Source organism: Deinococcus phoenicis, assembly GCF_000599865.1.
In the GTDB taxonomy this organism is placed as follows: Bacteria; Deinococcota; Deinococci; order Deinococcales; family Deinococcaceae; genus Deinococcus; species Deinococcus phoenicis.
In genome coordinates this window covers 150,085-168,175 of record NZ_JHAC01000004.1, presented here as the reverse complement: position 1 = coordinate 168,175, position 18,091 = coordinate 150,085, and the positions used below count along the sequence as shown (strand labels likewise).

Genomic DNA, 18,091 nt, shown 5'->3' with positions numbered 1-18,091 from the left:
GGACACCCTTCAGCGTCCCTTGGGCGTGGCTCCCCTGCTAGGCTTTCCCCCATGCCCGTGACCGTCTCGCCCGTCCGGCCCGCCGATCTGCCGCCCGTGTTCGCCGCGCTGTACGGTGCCCCCGGGGAGGCGGTCGCCTGGATGGCCGACGTGCTGGTGAGAGCCTGGATGGTGCAGAACAAGGCGGGGGAGGTCGTCGGGGCGGTCGGCCTGCGGCCCAGCCCGGCGCACGGCGCGGAACTGGTGGGGGGCGCGCTCCCCGGCCCGGACCATCTGGAGGCGGCCACCGCCCTGGCCTACGCCGCCCGGCAGGACGCAGGGTGCGCCTACGCCTTCGCGGACGGTTCCCTCTTTCCGGCGGAGGCGCTGGAAGCGGCAGGCTACCGCGAGGTCGGGGCTTACCGCCTGCTGGCCGGGCCGACGCCTGCGGGCAGGACGGAGGTGCCGGAGGGCCTGCGCCTGTTGCCCCTCGCGGACGTGTCCGACCCCGCCACCCGCCTGGACGCCCTCGCGACCTACGAGGACCGGATTGGGCACCACGCCGTCACGCCCGAGGCGGCGGCGGACGGCGCGGGCGGCTTCGATCCGCACCTCAGCCTGATCGCGCTGGACGCGGAGGGCCGGGCCGCCGGACTCTGCCGCGCCGCGCCCGAGGAACTTTACGCCCGGATCGACGCGCCGGGGGTGCGGGCGGACCTGAGGCACACCGGCCTGCGCGCCGCCCTGCTGCTCGGCGTGTGCGCCCTGGCCCGCGCACGCGGACTGGAACACGTCAGCGTGGAAAGCTGGGGCGATACGCCGGGAGAACTCGCCCAGGACCTGGCCCTGGGGCTGGGGGTGGAGACCGAGAATCCGATTCTGGCGGTGGGGTGAGCGTCCGCCGTTGTCCGCCTCTCGCCGGCCTCGCCGCGCTAGCATCCGGGGCGTGAATCTCGCGGTCGTCCTCGTCTCTCCCAAAACGCCCGGCAACATCGGGGCGGCGGCCCGCGCGATGCTGAACATGGGGGCCTCGGACCTGCGGATCGTCGCGCCGCGCTGCGATTACCTGGACGCCCAGGCGGTGGCGATGGCCGTCCACGCCGCCGATTTGCTGCGGGGCGCGCGTCTCTATCCCACCCTGCGCGAGGCGCTGGCCGACCGCGACGTGACCGTGGGCACCTCCGCCCGCCTGCGCGCCGACCTGCCCGCGCCCCGGCACCCCGCCCAGGTGCGCCCGCTGGTGCGCGCGGCGGCGGCCCCCGCGCTGGTCTTCGGGCCGGAGGAAACCGGGCTGATCAACAGCGACCTGGAGCAGTGTCAGGTGACGGTGCGGGTGCCGACCGCCGAGTACGCCAGCCTCAACCTCGCGCAGGCGGTGTTGCTGGTGTGTTACGAGTTCCTCCAGGCGCAGGATGAACCCCCAGCCTATGACCGCAAGACCGCCACCCGCGAGGAGATGGAGGCGATGTACGGCCACCTGCACGAGACCATGCAACTCATCGGCTACACCGACGCCGTGCGCGCCCGCCACACGCTGCGGCTGTGGCGCGCGCTGCTCGACCGCGCGCTGATGAGCAGCGCCGAGAGCCGCCTCTTCCGGGGCTTCCTGCGGCAGGTGCAGTGGAAGGTGGAGGACGCGGCGAGAAAGCTTCCGGGAGAGGCGGGACCGGAGAGGCAGGCCGACCGGGAGGCCTGAACGGGCGGGGGGGGTCTGACGAGAGGGAGCACCTCTCAAAGCCACCTCGGCCAGCATAATCGGGGAAATGAGCAAACGCACCGATAACCTGATTCAGGGCATCTGCGGCTCGCCAGAACATCCACTCGCCCCTTTCCTGCACACCTGGAGTGCCGAATCACGCCCTTTTCTGGTCTTTGCCGAAAGCCACGCGACCAAGCTGCGCAAGAAAGCGCGTCTGGCAGCCAGCGCCGACGAACGGGGCGACCTGCTCGCCGAGCTGGCCGTCGCGGCCTTCCTGCTGCGCGACCGGAGCTTCAGCGTCCTGTACGAGCCGTTCCGCGCGGCCGGTCAGCGCGGCCCCGACTTCCAGGTGACGTTCAAGACCCATTCCTCGTTTCTCGTGGAAGTCACCCGGCCCCGGTGGATGGAGCCGCCCGGCGGTGCCCTGATGGGAAACACGCTGAAGATCGCGCGGGTGACCTGCGACAAGATCGGCCAATGCGCGCCCGGCACGGCGAACCTGCTCGTGGTGGTGCTTCCCCCGGGCGGCGAACGGGACAGCCTCGTTCCGGGTGCTGTCCACCTGCTCGGCGGGCCGCCCCGACCGGGACAGCTGCCTGAAGTGCAGCCCGAGGGCGTGCGCGATTACCACCGTCACCGCCAGCGGCTCAGCGGCATTCTGCTCTGTTCCTTCGAGGGCGGCAGGCTGCTGCCGGACCTGAAGCTCTGGCAGAATCCGGGGGCCAGACATCCCCTGCCCCCCGGGGTTCCCCAGGCCCTTGCCCGCGCCGCTTCCTGAGCGGCCGGGGCAGGTCCCAGGCCCAGGCGCGTCTCCCTTTCCCTCGCCGTTCACGGCGTCTCCCCCGCCCCCTCCCTACACTGTCTCCCATGACCGACGCGCCCGCCTCCCTGCCCACCCCGCCGCCCGCCCCGCGCGACGTGACGCCCTCGGACCGGGTGCAGCTCGTGCGGAACGTGCTGCCGCCGCTGATCGTGCTGGTGGTGGCGGTGGTGGAGTACGGGATTGCGCGGCTGCAACACCCCGTGGCCGAGGTCTGGGCGCACCTGCTGTTCTACGGACTGGTCGGCCCGGCGGTGACCTTTTTTACCGTGGAATGGATCGCGGAGGGCACCCGCGCCCGCGAGCGCGCCGAACGCGAGCTGCTCGACACGTACGCCCAGCTCAGCGCCTCGCACGCGCGGCTGCGCGCCGTGCAGGAGCTGATGCGTGACCTGACGGACGCCCCCGACATGGGCGCGGTGGTGGAGGTCGCGGCGCGGGGGGCCGTGCGCGCGACCGGGGCCACGCACGCGACCCTGACGGTGCCCGGCGGCCTGAGCAGCTCGGCCAGCGGGGAGACGGCCGCCGCGCCCCGGGCCGACCTCTACCCCCTGCGGGTGGGGATTCCGGGGGGCGGGGCGCTGGCGCTGCACTTCGACACGCCGCCCACGCCGGAAACGGAAGCGCTCGCGCAGGCGCTGGCCGCCGAGGTGGCGACCGGGGTGGAGGCCGCGCGGCAACGTACCCTCGACCTGATGACGCTCTACAGCGTGGACCAGTCCATCCGCGCCGAGCGCAACATGCGCCGCCTGCTGGCGCGCGTGACCCGCAACATGGCCGAGCGCGTGCGGGCGGGGGCGCGGGCCGCGTACCTGAGTGACCAGGACAGCGTGCTGCGGCTGGAGTACGCCCAGCACGCGGGCGGCGAGGTGAGCAGCAGCGGCGGCGCCCTCGCCCCGGCCTTCGTGCTGCGGGTGGCCGAGGCGGGCACCCCGCTGGTGGCGGGCGCGGCCGAGGCGGCGGACGTGTTCCCGGAAGCCGCCAGCGCCCTGGGCCTGCCCATGCGCGACGACGAGGGGCTGGTGGGCGTGCTGGTCCTGGGCGACGCGCGCCCCGACGCCTTCGAGGGCGTCCACCTGCCCCTGCTGGCGCTGCTGGCCGCCCAGGCCGCGCTGGGGGTCCGTAACGCCCGCGCCTACCTGTACTCCGAGGAACTGGCGATCAGCGACGAACGCGCCCGCATCGCCCGCGAGATTCACGACGGTGTGGCGCAGTCGCTGGCCTTCTGCGCCCTGAAACTCGACGTGGTGGCCCGCCAGCTTCACAGCGACCCGGACCGGGCCGAGGCCGAGGTCAAGGCCGCCACCGCCCTGCTGCGCGAGCAGATCCGCGAGGTGCGGCGCTCGATCTTCGCGCTGCGCCCGATCGACCTGGAACGCTACGGGCTGCTGGAAACCGTGCGCCGCTACGTGGAGGACTTCGGGCCGCAGAACGGCGTCCGCACGGCGCTGAACGTGTCCGGTGACATTCACCTCGCGCCGGGCGACGAGGCGGTGGTGTTCCGCATCCTGCAAGAAAGCCTCAACAACGTCGCCAAGCACGCCCGCGCCCGTGAGGTCACGGTCACGCTGCATGGCGGGCAACAGGTCACCCTGCGCGTGCAGGACGACGGCGCGGGCTTCGACCCCGAGCAGGTGTCGGGCCGCGTCAGCAGCGCCGGTGGCCTGGGCCTGATGCAGATGCGCGAGCGTGTGGAAAGCCGGGGCGGAAACTACCGCGTGCTGAGCAGCCCCGGACACGGGACGCTGGTGGAGGCGGAGGTGCCGCAGGCGTAGGGCCGCTTTCGGCCGTCAGCCAGGAAGGCCCCTGCTGAAAACTGGCCGCTAGTTCAGCGTCCGCTCTCCCGGCACCTCCAGCACGAAGGGTGGAATCGGCACCTGGGCCCGCGTGCCCCAGGCGTCCTGCATCACGTAATGGCCCCCCATCCGGCCGGGCGTGTCCTGCACGGTCACGAAGGAATCGTAGACAAAGGCCCCGCCGGGCGGGATCAGGGGCTGCTCGCCCACCACGCCCTCGCCGTCCACGACCGTCTCGCGGCCCCCGGCATCCACGATGTCCCAGTGGCGGGCCAGCAGCCGCCACGTCTCGCCACTGCGGTTCTCGATACGGACCACGTAGCTGAAGACGCGGCGTTCGGGCGTGGAGTGCGCGGGGAGGTAGGACACGTCCACGCTCACGCGCAGGTCCGGGGTGTCCAGCTCAGCGGAATGGCTCATGCGGGCAGCATAGCCGCGCGGCGTAGACTCGCCCCCGTGAGTCAGCCACAACACATCCATCAGGCCTTCCTGTTCGCCCTGCTCAGCGAAGCCGCCCCCAGCGGTTCCGAGCGCCGCGCCGCCGACGTGTGGAAGAAGGAGGCCGCCTCTTTCGCCCGCGTCAGCGAGGACCATTACGGCAACGTGTACGCCGAACTCGGGCCGGAAGGTGCGCCCGTCATCGCCCTGATGGGCCACCTCGACGAGATCGGCTTGATCGTCAGCCACGTCGGGGACGAGGGGTTCCTGAGCGTGCTGGGCGTCGGCGGCTGGGACCCGCAGGTGCTGGTGGGGCAGCGCATCCGCCTGCTCGCCCCCGGCGGCGACCTCCTCGGCGTGATCGGCAAAAAGGCCATTCACGTGATGGAACCCGAGGACCGCAAGAACGCCAGCAAGATCGAGGACCTCTGGATCGACGTGGGCCTGAGCAAGGAGGACGCGCAGGCCCGCATCCCGGTCGGCACCTACGGCGTGATCGAGCAGGGGCCGATCATGGTGGGCGACAAGATCGTCAGCCGCGCGCTGGACAACCGCGTGGGAGCTTACATCGTGCTGGAGGCGCTGCGGGCGCTGCAAGGCACCGAGCTGAAGCACCGGGTCGTCGCGGTCGGCACCAGCCAGGAAGAGATCGGGGTGTTCGGCGCACAGATCAGCGGCTACCGGCTCGATCCGGTGGCGGGCGTGGCCGTGGACGTGACGCACGAGACCAGGCAGCCCGGCGTCAGCGAGAAGAAATACGGCGTGGTCCCCTTCGGCTCGGGCGCGAACCTCGCCGTCGGCCCGATGACCAGCCCCGTGATTCTGCGCCAGATGACGGCCGCCGCGCAGGCGCAGAACATCCCCTACACCCTCAGCGCCAGCGGCCGCTACACCGGCACCGACGCGGACGCCCTCAGCCTGGTGCGGGCAGGGGTACCCACCGCCGTCGTCAGCATTCCCAACCGCTACATGCACTCGCCCAGCGAGATGGTGGACGCCCGCGACGTTAAAGCCTGTGTGGACATCATCGCCGCGTGGATCCGGGCGCTGGAGGCGGAGCCGGACTTCACGCGCTGAAGCCAGCGCTGGGCTGTGGGCTTTGAGCCACCAGCGGAACCCGCCCACTGCTTCTGGTGGGCGGTTTTTATGTCCGCTCAGAAGCTGTTTGAAAAGTCGGGTGGGTTTCTCAGAGACGCGATAGAAACGCGCTTTTTGCTCCTCTACAAGCAGCTCTGCGCGTCCCCCCTGGCGGGGGAGGCTGGGACTTGTAAAGCGGCGAAGCAGAGGGGGGAACGGGCACGACTTCCCGGCGCACTGCGTCGTCTATAAGGACCCTAAAACAGCCTCTCAGACCGGCTGAGACTCCCCCACCCCCGCCCGCGCGTCCAGCACGCTGTCCGGTACGCCCGCCAGCGCTTCCCGCACCACGTCCAGCCCCGCGCCGGGCAGGTGGCCGCGCTCGCTGAGGGTCCTTTTCCAGTGACGCGCGCCGGGCTGCCCCGCGAAGAGGCCCAGGGTGTGTTTCATCATGCGGTTCAGGGGCTGCCCCTGTTCCAGCTCTGCGGCAACATACGGCAGAAACGCCTCGACGGCCTCGCGGCGGGTGGGGGGCATCCCGTCTTCCCCGAACACGTCGCGGTCGGCAGCGGCGAGGATGAAGGGGTCCTGATAGGCGGCGCGCCCGATCATCACACCGTCGGCCCAGGTGAGGTGCTCCCGCGCGGCGTCCAGCGTCAGCACGCCGCCATTCAGCACGATGGTCAGGTGCGGAAAGTCGGCTTTCAGTTGCCGCACCAACTCGTAGCGCAGGGGCGGCAGGGTGCGGTTCTCTTTTGGCGAGAGGCCCGAGAGCCACGCCTTGCGCGCGTGGACGATGAAGGTGCCGCAGCCCGCCTCCGCGACCGTCCGCACGAAGCGCGTCAGGTGGTCGTAACTGTCCATATCGTCGATGCCGATGCGGTGCTTGACCGTGACGGGCAGCGAGGTCGCGCCGCGCATCGCTTCCACCGCCCGGGCCACCACGCCCGGCGTCCCCATCAGGCAGGCCCCGAAGGAACCGTTCTGCACGCGGTCGCTGGGGCAGCCGCAGTTCAGGTTGACCTCGTCGTAGCCCCAGTCCTGGGCGATCCGGGCGCATTCGGCCAGCGCCGCCGGGTCACTCCCGCCCAGTTGCAGGGCCAGCGGATGCTCGACCGGCCCGAAGCCCAGATGCCGCTCGTGGTCGCCGTGCAGAATGGCCCCGGTCGTGACCATCTCGGTGTACAGCAGCGTCCGGCGCGACAGCGTGCGGTGAAACGCGCGGCAATGCCGGTCGGTCCAGTCCATCATCGGCGCGACCGAGAGCGTGTGTGGAGGGCGAGGAGAGGCCGTCATCAGCCGGTCAGTCTACGGGAAGGGAACGGGGAAAAAGGTGCCGCCCCACCTGCCGGGGGGCAACAACCCCAGGGGGCCTCGCCGGGCGCTACTTCCCGGCCCGGTCGTCGCCTTCCGGCTTCCTGGCCGTCTGCTGCTCCTGGCCCGCGCGGACAGTCTGGTGGGGCGGCACCTGCAAGCCGCCGCCCACCCGCGCCCCGGCCTCGACGGTGGCCGCCGCACCGATCACGGTGGGGGGCCGGTCTGTCTCCTGGCCGCCCACCTCGGCACCTTCCCCGACCGTGGCCCCGTTGTCCACGATGGCGCGGGTCACGGTCGCGCCGGCCTTCACGGCGGCTCCCGGCTGCACCAGGCTGTCCCTGACCACGGCACCCGCCTCCACCACGGCGTTCGGGCCGATGACGCTGCGGCGGACCTCGCCCGCGACGACGGCCCCACCACAGATCAGGGCGTCGTCCAGTCGGGCCGTCTTCCCGATCCGGGCGGGGGGCCGCGAGATGCTGCTGGTGATGAAGGGCCAGTCCTCGGCGTCGAGCGGGAAGCCGTGGCCGTCCAGAAAGTCGTGGTGGGCCGTCAGGTAGGCGTCCAGGGTACCCACGTCCTTCCAGTACCCGTCCAGCGGGAAGGCGAAGGCGTCCCCACGCGCCACCAGGGCGGGCAGCAACGCCTCACCGTAGTCACCGAGGTCGCCCTGCCGCTCCAGTTCGCCGAGGGTCGAGAGCAGGACCGGCACGTCGTAGACGAAGATCTCGGCGGTGACCGTGCGGCCCAGCGGCTCCCCGGGCTTGTAGGCGAACTCGCGCACCCGCCCGTCCCCGTCCGCGCGCACGTTCCCGAAGCGGGTCGCTTCCGCCTCCCCGACCTCGGTGGTCACCAGCGTGACGCTCGCGCCGCGCGCCCCGTGGGCGCGGATCACCTCGCCGTAGTCGAAGCGGTAGATGTGGTCGGCACTCAGGACCAGCACCACGTCCGCCCCGAACTCGCGGATCAGCCCGGCGTGCTGCGCCAGGGCGTGCGCGTTGCCGTGCGCGAACTCACCCCCCTCGTTCCCTGGGCTGGAAAAGGGCGGCATCACGACCAGTCCGCCGCGCGTGCGGTCGAGGTCCCAGGGCCGCCCGCCCGACAGGTGGTCGTTGAGGCCGTGCGGGAGATACTGCTCGATCACCCACACGTCCGAGAGGCCGCTGTTGACCAGATTCGACAGCGTGAAGTCGATCAGGCGGTAGGTGCCCAGAAACGGCACGGCGGGCTTGGCCCGTTCGGTGGTCAGGGGCGCGAGGCGGCTGCCCTTGCCCCCCGCCAGCACAATGGCGAGAACCTTCTGTCCGGCGATACGGGAACCCACGTGTGCGAGTGTGGCCGAACAGAGCGGCTGCCGCGTGAGCGCCGGCTGGGCAGCCGTTCATGAGCGACCGGACAGGGGAAAGCGCCCCAGACTCCAGGGCCACCGAAAGGTGAGAAACGTACCGTTTGGTCCCCAGATCGTGAAGACCTCATCACTTTGACGGATGCGGGCCTCACGCCTGCCCGCTACGCTGAGGGCATGAACGTGACACGTCACTTCAGCGACACCCGTACCGGAGAGGGCCGCGTCCGGTTCCTGATCCAGGCCGGGCGCGTGCGGTTGATGGCGGAGGGGCCGGGCTGGCGACAGGACAGCACGCACGCCACGCTGGAGGAGGCCGCCACGTTCCTCGCAGTGGTGCCGGGGCTGTCCCAGACCCTCTACGAGGAGGCCCTGAACGACCTGGAGCGGCAGACCCAGTTCGACGGGGCGGCGTAACCGACCCTGCTGGCCGATCCTGCTGGAAGGGGCCAGGGCCGCCCGCTCTGGCCCTGACCGCTCAGCCCGCTGCGCCCACCGCCCGCTCCGCTTCGGGATTCGCCTCGGCGTGGTCGAGATAGGCGCCCACCTCGGGCCACTCGATAATCTGAAAGCGGCTGTTGCGGATGGCGGGCGTGAACCCGGCATCCACGGCGATGCGGATCAGTTCGCGCACGGTGGCCTTGTGGCGACCGTGCCCACCCGCCGCGCTGACCACGTTTTCCTCCATCATGGTGGAACCGAGGTCGTTCGCGCCGTAGTACAGAGACGCCTGCGCGACCTTGAAGCCTTGCCCCGGCCACGACGCCTGGATGTTGGGCAGGTTGTCCAGCGCGATGCGGGCCACGGCGAGCTGCTGGAGGTACTCGTGGGCGGTCGCGCCGGGTGCCCGGCCGTGCAGGCGGGTGTGTTCGGTCTGGAGCGTCCACATGGCGAAGCCCGAAAAGCCGTTGCCCCCGTAGAGGGCGTTGGCGCGGTCCTGCTGCTCGCGGATTTTCAGCAGGTGGCGGGTGCGCTGCGCGTAGCTTTCCCCGAAGCCGATCACCATCGTGGCAATGGTGTACAGGCCCTTGCGCTGCGCCGCGTCGATGATCCGGAACCAGTCCTCGCTGCGGATACGGGCGGGCGCGGCCTTTTTCCGCACGTCGTCTTCCAGAATCTCGCCGCCCGCGCCCGGCAAACCGTCGAGGCCCGCCGCGATCAGCGTGTCGAGCAGCTCGTCCAGGCTCAGGCCGAAGCTCCGTTCCATGAACAGCACCTCCTCGGGCGAGAAGGCGTCGATGCGGATGCCGGGGTGGTGGGCCTTGATGTGCCGCAACAGGCCGGTGTAATAGTCCAGGCCCAGCTCGGGGTTCACGCCGCCCTGCATCAGGATGCGGGTGCCGCCCACCGCTTCCAGCTCGGTGATCTTGGCGCTGATCTGGTCGTAATCCAGCGTGTAGCTGTCACTCTGCCGCCGGGTGCGGTAAAAGGCGCAGAAGTTGCAGCCCACGTTGCAGATGTTGGTGTAGTTGATGTTGCGGTCGATCAGGAACGTCACCACGTCCGGGTCACGGCGGGTCAGGCGCAGTTCGTGCGCGGCCGCCGCCACGTCGGGCAGCGGCAGGTGGTACAGCGCCTCGATCTCGGGGGCGTTCAGACGCTCGCCGGACGCGGCTTTCTGAAGAATCTCGGCTCCCACAACGTCGTCACCCGCAATCATGGCCGCACGCTAGCACTCCGGACAGGCGGGAATTGTCCCAGGGGAACCGGACCGGCACCAGCCCGGCGGGGGGCTGCCGTTACCCATCCCGGTTCAGGACCCCGGCCAGCTCCGGGTGGCGCTCCACGATCAGCGCCGTAAAGGCCTCCACGACGCGGGGGTCGAAGTGGGTGCCGCTCTCGGCGCGGATGTGGGCCAGCGCACGCTCGGGCGTCCAGGCGGGCCGGTAGGGGCGGTCGTTGGTCAGGGCGTCCCAGACGTCCACCACGGCAAAGAGGCGCGCCGAGAGGGGAATGGCCTCGCCCCGCAGGCCCCGGGGATAGCCGCTGCCGTCCCACTTCTCGTGGTGGGTGTAGGGGATGTCCAGGGCGGGGCGCAGGAACCCGATGGGCGAGAGCAGTTCCAGCGCGAGGTTCGGGTGGCGCTTCATGACCCGCCACTCGGCCGCGTCGAGGGGGCCGGGTTTGTGCAGGATGGCGTCGGGAATCCCCATCTTGCCGATGTCGTGGAGCAGGGCGCCGCGCCGGACGTGCGTGAGGGCTTCCGGGTCTATGCCGAAGGCCTGGGCGAGCTGCACGGTCAGGTCCGTGACGCGGCGGGTGTGCCCCTCGGTTTCCTTGTCGCGCAGGTCGAGCGCGCGCGACCACCCCTCCAGCGTCTCGTCGTAGGCCAGGGCCAGGTGGACGGTCTGGCGTTGCAGGTCGCGGTACAGGCGGGCGCTCTCGCTGGCAATCGCCGCCTGATCGGCCAGGACGCGCAGAAACACATGCGTCTGGGGGTCGGGGTCCTCGGCGTGCCAGACGTACTCCAGCACGCCCAGCACCTGCCCCTTCGCGCTGAGCGGAAGGGCCTGGTAGCCCCGCGCGCCCACCTGCCGTGCCCAGGCCCCCACGCCGATCAGGGCCGAGGTCGCCACCTCCGGGACCCGCAGCGGGCGGCCCTCCAGCGCGACGATCGCGGGGGGTCCCTCGCCGCTGAGGGCCGCCGCGTCCGGCAGGGTCCGCATCAACCCCTGCGCGGCGACGTACTCCAGCAGCGGCGTGTGCGGACTGCGCAAACAGACGGTCACGGCGCTCACGCCCGGCTGCGCGGCGGCGATCTCCGCGACGCGGCCCATCACGTGGTCAAGGTCGTGGGCGGTGCTGATCACGCTGTCGAGGTCGTGCAGGGCCTCCAGCCGGGCGAGGCGTTGGCGGGTTTCCTGAAAGAGCCGGGCATTGTGCAGCGCGGTGCCGAGGTGGTGGGCCAGGGTGGACAGCACCCGCAGGCGCTGCGGGGTGTACGCGCCCGGGACCCGGCTGAGCAGCAGCAGCAGCCTGGGGGCTTCCCAGGTCGGCGCGTCCCGGCCCAGCAGTTCCTGATTCGGGAACGGCACGGGAATCACGGCGGCACTCCGGATACCGTGTGCGGCGGCGGCGGCCCACCACGCCCCACGGCCCTCCAGGGGGTCGCTCCCGGGCCGCAGGGCCACCGGCACGTCCGGGAGCAGGGCGGTGAGCGCGGGGTGGGGGCCGGGCCAGTCCGGGCCGAGGTCCGGCAGGGGCTGGGGCCGGGTGGACAGCGGCGACAGCTGGCCCTGCGGCGTGCGGGCGACCACCCAGGCGCAGTCGGTGCCGAAATGTTCGGCGGCGGCATCGACCACCGCGTCTGCCAGAGCCGCCTCGTCCAGCAGCTGGGCAAACCGCTGCGCCGTGAGATTCAGGACGGTCAGGTCGCGCAGCCGGGCGGCGTTCTCGGCCCGGAGATCGGCATTGAGAAAGGCCAGCGCCGCCTGTTCCGCGATCCCCACCAGCAGTTCCTGTTCCTCGGGGGTAAAGGGGACCGGGTCCAGCAACCCGACATACAGACCGGCCAGAAAGCTGCCGTCGCGCCCCATGCTGATGTGCAGAACCTGCCGGTAGCCCAGCCGGGTCAAGGTCCGGGCCTCCTCCGGCGTGGCGCCGGTCAGCAGGGTCAGCCGGGTCCCGATCCCCGCGCCGCCGGACTGGACCGGTGGGGGACGCAGGGGCGGACGGTCCCGCACTTCGGGCAAGTGCGCGCCGGGGTGGTCCTCGAAGCCGACCCGGCTGACGCGGTACGGCTCCCCCTGCACGGGGTCTTGCCGCACGACGCTGACGCAGCCGCGCCCCAGCGCCTCCCGGGTCCCGTGCGCGACCACGTCGGCGACCTGCTCCGGCGTGAGGGGCCGGTTCAGCCGCGCGGCCAGGTCCGCCAGCACGCTGGCCCGGTGGGCCTCGCGGCGGGCCAGCTCATATAGGCGGCTGTTGTGCAGCGCGGCCCGAACGTACCCCATAAAGAGCCGCACCCGTTCGGCCCCCTCGGCGCTGAAGGCCCCGGGCGCGGCGCTGAGCAGCTTCAGGAAGCCCAGCAGTTGTCCTTCCACCATGATGGGTTGCAGCAGCACGCTGCGAACCCAGCGGCTCTCGGGCAGGGGCACCCAGCTGGCCGAGCGGCGCACGTCCTCCACCACCGTCGCGGAGCCGCGTGCCGCCGCGCTGACCAGCAGGGGAAAGCTCGACAGGGGGTAGCTCACGGGCTTCCCCCCCGGCGGGGCCGGCGCGTTCGGCCCGCCCCGGCGCAAGACGAGCCGCAGGGTTTCGCCGTCCGGGTCCAGCAGCAGGATGTCGGCCTCGTCGAAGGGCACCATGCGCCCGACGCTGCCGACCAGCCGGGCCAGCACCTCGTCCCGGTCGAGGGTGGCCGTAATGGCCGCCGCGGCGTCGAGCAGCGCGGCCTGGAGGCGGCGGGCCTCGCGCTCCTGGGCCTCGGCGCGCACCTGCCCGGTCACGTCCTGGGTGGTGCCGTACAGCAGCGCGGGCTGACCGTCCGGGCCGACCTCGGCCCGCCCCCGTGTCTCGACCACCCGTTCCTCGCCGTCCGCACGCAGGATGCGGTAGCGCAGCGTCAGCCGCGCCTCCGGCCAGGTGGCGGTCATGGCCGCATTGACCCGGTCCCGGTCCTCGGGATGGATGTGGGCGGACCAGATGCCGAGGTCAGGCGTGCCGACCGGCAGACCCAGCAGGTGGAAATTTCCATCGCTCCAGACCAGGGAGCCGCGCCGCAGGTCGTAGCGCCAGGACCCCAGCCCGGCCAGCGCCTGGGCCTCGCGCAGCAGCCGCTCACGGTCGGCCAGGGCCTCTTGCAGCCGCAGGGGTTCCCCCACGTCGCGCAGCACGCCGAACGCCACCCGCGCCCCGGCGATCCGGCCAGGCGGCTGCACGCTGAGCAGCACGGGCCGGACCGTGAATTCCCCCACCTCCGAGGGGAGGCGGCCCCCACGGATCTCGCCCAGCCATTCCAGCGGGGGCCGCTCCGGGGAAGCCGCCGGGTCCAGCAGGTAGGTCTGGAGCACGTCGGCGCTTTCCGGGTCGAGATGCGCCAGCAGCGCCTCCAGTGTCCCGGGGGCCGCGCCCAGCCACGCCGCGAGGGACGGACTGACCTGGAGCGCCGGGGTCCCGGGTGCGCCCTGCGTCCAGGTGAAGGTGGCGGTATCGGTCATGCCGCCCAGCAGGTCCGCCCGGGGGGGCAGCCGGGTCGGGCGGATGGGCGGCGTCGCAGTGTCCTCCTGGCTGGCCGGCAGGAGCCGCAGCGCCACGCCGAGATGGGTGGCCCGGCCGTCCGAGGCGCGGCGGGCCACATGCCAGTCCGCCTCCGCCTGCTGCACCCTGTGACGCACCCCCGGGGAAAGAGGGCGCAGGCCGAAACGGACCCGCCGGAACACCGCGTCCCCCTGCCGCGCGGCCCGGTCCAGCTCGGCTTCCAGCATGCTGCGGTCCTCGGGGCAGACCAGGTCGAGCCAGCGCTCCAGCAGCACCGGCGTTCCAGGCGTCCAGCCCATCCACAGCCAGTCTCCCGACAGCGGATGCAGGGTCCCGCTCGCCAGATCGAGCAGGGCCAGGTGGGCATCCGGGGTGGAGGGCGCGGGCGTCAGCATCAGCAGTCCCTTCCGAGTGTGCCAGCCCGCCTCTTACAGTTCTCCACACCGCCCCAGCTCACAGTTCGCGCACCTCCGGGGGCCAGCCGCTCAAAGGGCCGGCGGCGGTTCCAGGCCGCCCGGCACCAGCAGCAGGACCGTGCCCGCCTTGACGGGCAACGCTTCCCAGGCTTCGTCCAGCCCCACGCGGTAGCCTTCAGCGGCGCGCAGGCGCACGAATTCCCCCTGCGGCAGGTCCAGCAGCGCCTCACCCGTGAGGCAGGTCAGCCAGCCGGAAACGGCGGGGCCAGCAACCTTGCCTTGCAGGGCGAGCACCCGCAGCAGGCCGCCGGGAAGCGTGACCCACTCGCCGGGCGTCCCCTGGGCCAGCCGGGCGAGGTGGAGCGCCTGGGGCGGTTCCGGGTGGTTGAGACGGGGGCGGGCCACCTACTCTGCTCCGCGCGCCGCCTGGTTGAGCTTCTTGCTGGCTTGCAGCGCCATCCCCTTGGCCTTTTTCACGTCCAGGCCGAGAGCCGGGGCCACGTCCTCCACCTTGCGGCCCTGTTCACGGGTGGCCGTGACCAGGGCACGTTCCGGCTCGCTCAGCACGCCCAGGTGCGGCTTGAGGTCAGCCCAGGCGAAGGTGGGCTTGGCGGCCGCTTTGGCGGTCTTGGGCGCCGCTTTGGTGGCGGCCTTGCGGGGAGGGGCCGCCTTTTTCGCTGTGCCGGTTCTGGCGGCCGCCTTCCTGGGCGCAGCCTTCGCGCCCGCCCGCGCCGTCTTCGGCCCTGCGGCCTTCTTCTGACCGGCTTTCTTCTGCGGCACCTTGCCGCGTTCCTCCAGGATTTCCAGGGCGCGTTCGGCGGTGAGACTTCCCTCCTCCTCGCCCTTGCGCAGGGTGGCATTCTTCTCGCCGTCGGTGAGGTACGGCCCGAAGCGGCCCGACTTCAGCAGGATGGGCGCGCGGCCCTCGTACTCGAACGTCCGCAGCGGCGCGGCGGCCGCGCCCTTGGCCCGGAAACGCGGCTGCATAAACAGCGCCTCAGCTTCCGGCAGCGTGACCGTGAACAGTTGCTCGTGCGTGGCGAGGCTGCGCGAATCCCCCCCGCGCTTCAGATACGGGCCGAACTTGCCGTTCTGTGCCCAGATCTCCTCGCCCTCGGAGGTGCCGACCAGACGCGGCAAACTCAGCAGCCGCAGGGCGCGGTCCAGCGTGAGGGTATTCAGGTCATCGCCCGGAAAGAGGCTCGCGGAACGGATGGGCGGGTTGCCCTCCCCCAGCGTGACGTAGGGGCCGTAGCGCCCGGCGCGGGCCACGACCGGGTGGCCGCTGGCCCCATCGGTGCCGATCACGCGGTCCCCGGTGGGGCGGCTCATCAGGTCCTCGGCCTTCTCAGCGGTCAGCTCGTCGGGCGCGAGGTCTTCGGGGAGGTTGGCCTTCTGCTCGCCGCGCTGCATGTACGGCCCGTAGCGGCCCACCCGGACCTCGATGCCGCTGCCTTCCAGCTTCGGGACCGTGATGGTGGCGATGCCGCGCGCGTCGATCTCGCCCATCTTGGAGTCGATCAGGGGCCGCAGCGCCATGCCCTCGCCGCCGTCCCCCAGATAGAAGCGGCGCAGGTACGGCACGCGGTGCGCCCGCCCGCCCGCGATGTCGTCGAGGTCCTCTTCCATCTTCGCGGTGAAGTCGTAGTCCACCAGCCGCCCGAAGTGGTGTTCCAGCAGCGCGGAGGTGGCGAAGGCGGTCCAGGTGGGAATGAGCGCCTGCCCCTTTTTCACCGCGTAGCCCCGGTCCTGGATGGTGCCCAGGATGCTCGCGTAGGTACTCGGGCGGCCGATGCCCGCGCCTTCCAGCGACTGCACCAGGCTGGCCTCGGTGTAGCGGGCGGGGGGCTGCGTCTCGTGGCCTTCGGGCTTTACACCCTCGGCGGTGACGCGCTGGCCTTCCTTGAGGGGCGGCAGGGGCGTCTCTCGGTCTTCCAGGGCGGCGGCGGGGTCGTCGCTGCCTTCCACGTAGGCGCGCAGGAAGCCGGGGAAGTCGATGGTGCGGCCCGAGGCGCTGAGGCCCACGGCTTCCCCGCCCCCCTCACCAAGCTGGGCCGTGCCCGCCAGGCGCACGCGCAGGCTGCGGCCCCGCGCGTCGGCCATCTGGCAGGCCACCGTGCGTTTCCAAATCAGGTCGTAGAGCCGCCACTCGTCGCCGCTGAGTTCGCCGCGCAGCGCGTCGGGCGTGCGGAAGCTCGACCCGGCGGGACGGATCGCCTCGTGCGCCTCCTGCGCGTTCTTGGCCTTTTTGGCGTACACGCGCGGCTGCGGGCTGAGGTAGTCCTGGCCGTACATCGCTTTCACCTGCGTGCGGGCCGCGTTCACGGCCTCGGTGGACAGGTTGGTGGAATCGGTGCGCATGTAGGTGATGTAGCCGCCCTCATAGAGCCGCTGCGCCGCGCGCATGGTGCGGGTGGCGGCAAAGCCCAGCTTGCGGCTTCCCTCCTGCTGGAGGGTGGAGGTGATGAAGGGCGCGTAGGGCCGCTGCGTGAACGGCTTTTCCTCGGCGCTGGTGACGGTGAGGGGCTGCCCCTTCAGGCCGTCCGCCAGGGCGCGGGCCGCCGCCTCGTCGAGCAGGCGCACCTCGGCCCCCTTCTTCAGCTTGCCGGTCAGGGGGTCGAAGTCCTTACCGGTCGCCAGCCGCTGCCCGGCCACGTCGGTCAGGCGGGCGGGGAAGGTCGCGCCCTGGGCCGTCTGCGCCGTCACCAGCAGGTCCCACCACGTCCCGCTGACAAAGCGCATCCGCTCGCGCTCGCGCTCGACCAGCATGCGGGTCGCCACCGACTGCACGCGGCCCGCGCTGAGCTTCGGCGCGACTTTCTTCCACAGCACCGGGCTGACCTCGTAGCCGTAGAGGCGGTCGAGGGCGCGGCGGGCCTCCTGCGCCTCCACCAGATTGGTGTCGATGGCACGCGGGTGGGCGATGGCCTGCTGAATGGCTTCCTTCGTGATCTCGTGGAACACCATCCGCTTGACCGGCACCTTGGGCTTCAGCTCCTGATAGAGGTGCCACGCGATGCTCTCGCCCTCGCGGTCGTCGTCGGTCGCCAGGATGATCTCGTCGGCGTCGGCGGCCAGCTTGCGCAGCCGGGCGACGTGCTGGCGTTTTTCGGGCGACACCACGTAGAGGGGCCGGAAGTCGTCCTCGATGTCCAGGCCCAGGCGCGCCCAGGCCTTGCCCTTGTATTTCTCGGGAATGTCGGCAGCGCTCCTCGGCAGATCGCGGATGTGCCCGATGGACGACTCCACCGCGTACCCCTTCCCGAGGTACTTCTCGATGGTTCTGGCCTTGGCGGGCGACTCGACGATCACGAGGGTTCTGGACATAAGTAAGGTCACTCCCGGCGGGAATTGACGGTGAGCGTAGCACGGCCCCCGGCACGGCAACGGAAGGCAGGTCACGGGCATGCTACGCTCGCCGCACATGCGCGCCCGAGGCTCCACGCTGACGCTGCTGCCCCTGCTGCTGCTGGGTGCGCTGGCGCTGGGCTTCCTGCTGCTGCCCCCGGCGCGCGCCCCCCGCGCCGAGCGGCCCCACGCGGTGCTGGTGGTGCTAGGAGCCGCCCAGTATGCCGGGCGGCCCAGCCCCGCCTTTCAGCGCCGCCTCGACCACGCCCTCGGCCTGTACCGGGCAGGCGGCGTGCAGACCATCGTGGTGACGGGCGGACGCAGGCCCGGCGACCCCCACAGCGAGGGCGAGGTCGGCACGAGCTACCTGCGCCGTCAGGGCGTCCCGGGAGCCTCCCTGATCGCGGAGACGCGCAGCCGCACCACCGTGGAGAACCTGCGCAACGCCCGCCCCCTGCTGCTGCCCGGCACGCCCGTCACCCTCGTCACCGACGAGGCCCACGCACCGCGCGCCCTGGCCCTGGCCCATGCCCTCGGGCTGGAGGCCGACGCCAGTGCCAGCCCGCTGAGCGCCCACCCGAACCGGCGGTATCTGCTGCGCGAAAAGCTGGCGCTGATGGCTTACGCACTGTTGGGGGTGCGGGGGTAGGGAAAGCG

General features: G+C 71.6%; 14 protein-coding genes. 7 read left to right on the top strand and 7 right to left on the bottom strand.

All coding sequences use genetic code 11. From position 1 onward, the window contains the following. The first annotated feature begins 51 nt into the window (after window positions 1-51). From DEIPH_RS01730 to DEIPH_RS01715, 4 genes are all read left to right on the top strand, one after another. Complete coding sequence (locus DEIPH_RS01730) at window positions 52-873, top strand: hypothetical protein (protein ID WP_034352762.1); 822 nt, start codon at window positions 52-54, stop codon at window positions 871-873. Window positions 874-925: 52 nt separating this feature from the next. Next, window positions 926-1,675 carry an RNA methyltransferase gene (locus tag DEIPH_RS01725; protein ID WP_034352758.1) on the top strand — a complete coding sequence of 250 codons (750 nt, stop codon included), beginning with the start codon at window positions 926-928 and terminating at the stop codon, window positions 1,673-1,675. 67 nt (window positions 1,676-1,742) lie between these two features. After that, window positions 1,743-2,456, top strand: coding sequence for a hypothetical protein (locus tag DEIPH_RS01720; RefSeq protein ID WP_034352755.1), 714 nt, complete (start codon window positions 1,743-1,745; stop codon window positions 2,454-2,456). Window positions 2,457-2,545: 89 nt separating this feature from the next. Further along, window positions 2,546-4,273 (top strand): sensor histidine kinase, encoded by a 1,728-nt coding sequence (locus DEIPH_RS01715; RefSeq protein WP_034352752.1) that lies wholly within the window; start codon window positions 2,546-2,548, stop codon window positions 4,271-4,273. A 48-nt stretch (window positions 4,274-4,321) separates the two neighbouring features. Here DEIPH_RS01715 and apaG read toward each other — a convergent pair whose 3' ends face one another. Next, a complete protein-coding gene (gene apaG, locus DEIPH_RS01710; RefSeq protein WP_034352750.1) occupies window positions 4,322-4,714 on the bottom strand; it encodes a Co2+/Mg2+ efflux protein ApaG in 393 nt (130 codons plus the stop codon). A 36-nt stretch (window positions 4,715-4,750) separates the two neighbouring features. Here apaG and DEIPH_RS01705 point away from each other — a divergent pair, with 36 nt between their 5' ends. Further along, window positions 4,751-5,809, top strand: coding sequence for a M42 family metallopeptidase (locus tag DEIPH_RS01705; RefSeq protein WP_034352748.1), 1,059 nt, complete (start codon window positions 4,751-4,753; stop codon window positions 5,807-5,809). Window positions 5,810-6,079: 270 nt separating this feature from the next. Here DEIPH_RS01705 and dusA read toward each other — a convergent pair whose 3' ends face one another. Both dusA and DEIPH_RS01695 read right to left on the bottom strand, forming a co-directional pair. Next, window positions 6,080-7,105 carry a tRNA dihydrouridine(20/20a) synthase DusA gene (gene dusA, locus DEIPH_RS01700; protein ID WP_034352745.1) on the bottom strand — a complete coding sequence of 342 codons (1,026 nt, stop codon included), beginning with the start codon at window positions 7,103-7,105 and terminating at the stop codon, window positions 6,080-6,082. A gap of 88 nt (window positions 7,106-7,193) precedes the next feature. Further along, on the bottom strand, window positions 7,194-8,450 hold the full coding sequence (locus DEIPH_RS01695) for a glucose-1-phosphate adenylyltransferase family protein (RefSeq protein ID WP_034352743.1): 1,257 nt from the start codon (window positions 8,448-8,450) through the stop codon (window positions 7,194-7,196). A 198-nt stretch (window positions 8,451-8,648) separates the two neighbouring features. On the opposite strand from DEIPH_RS01695, the gene DEIPH_RS01690 reads away from it, so the two are divergent. Further along, window positions 8,649-8,888, top strand: a complete 240-nt coding sequence (locus DEIPH_RS01690) for a hypothetical protein (RefSeq protein ID WP_034352877.1) — start codon at window positions 8,649-8,651, stop codon at window positions 8,886-8,888. A gap of 61 nt (window positions 8,889-8,949) precedes the next feature. Here the strand turns inward: DEIPH_RS01690 and mqnC are convergent, their stop codons facing one another. From mqnC to topA, 4 genes are all read right to left on the bottom strand, one after another. Continuing rightward, the gene (gene mqnC, locus DEIPH_RS01685) at window positions 8,950-10,131 is read right to left on the bottom strand and encodes a cyclic dehypoxanthinyl futalosine synthase (protein ID WP_034352740.1); all 1,182 of its coding nucleotides are present in this window, start codon (window positions 10,129-10,131) and stop codon (window positions 8,950-8,952) included. Between the two features lie 79 nt (window positions 10,132-10,210). Beyond that, window positions 10,211-14,065 (bottom strand): HD domain-containing phosphohydrolase, encoded by a 3,855-nt coding sequence (locus DEIPH_RS18540; protein ID WP_051517067.1) that lies wholly within the window; start codon window positions 14,063-14,065, stop codon window positions 10,211-10,213. A gap of 90 nt (window positions 14,066-14,155) precedes the next feature. Continuing rightward, window positions 14,156-14,491 carry a hypothetical protein gene (locus tag DEIPH_RS01670; protein ID WP_034352734.1) on the bottom strand — a complete coding sequence of 112 codons (336 nt, stop codon included), beginning with the start codon at window positions 14,489-14,491 and terminating at the stop codon, window positions 14,156-14,158. Further along, on the bottom strand, window positions 14,492-17,413 hold the full coding sequence (gene topA / locus DEIPH_RS01665) for a type I DNA topoisomerase (RefSeq protein WP_034352732.1): 2,922 nt from the start codon (window positions 17,411-17,413) through the stop codon (window positions 14,492-14,494). A 97-nt stretch (window positions 17,414-17,510) separates the two neighbouring features. On the opposite strand from topA, the gene DEIPH_RS01660 reads away from it, so the two are divergent. Next, the gene (locus tag DEIPH_RS01660; RefSeq protein ID WP_034352728.1) at window positions 17,511-18,083 is read left to right on the top strand and encodes a YdcF family protein; all 573 of its coding nucleotides are present in this window, start codon (window positions 17,511-17,513) and stop codon (window positions 18,081-18,083) included. Window positions 18,084-18,091 lie beyond the last annotated feature (8 nt).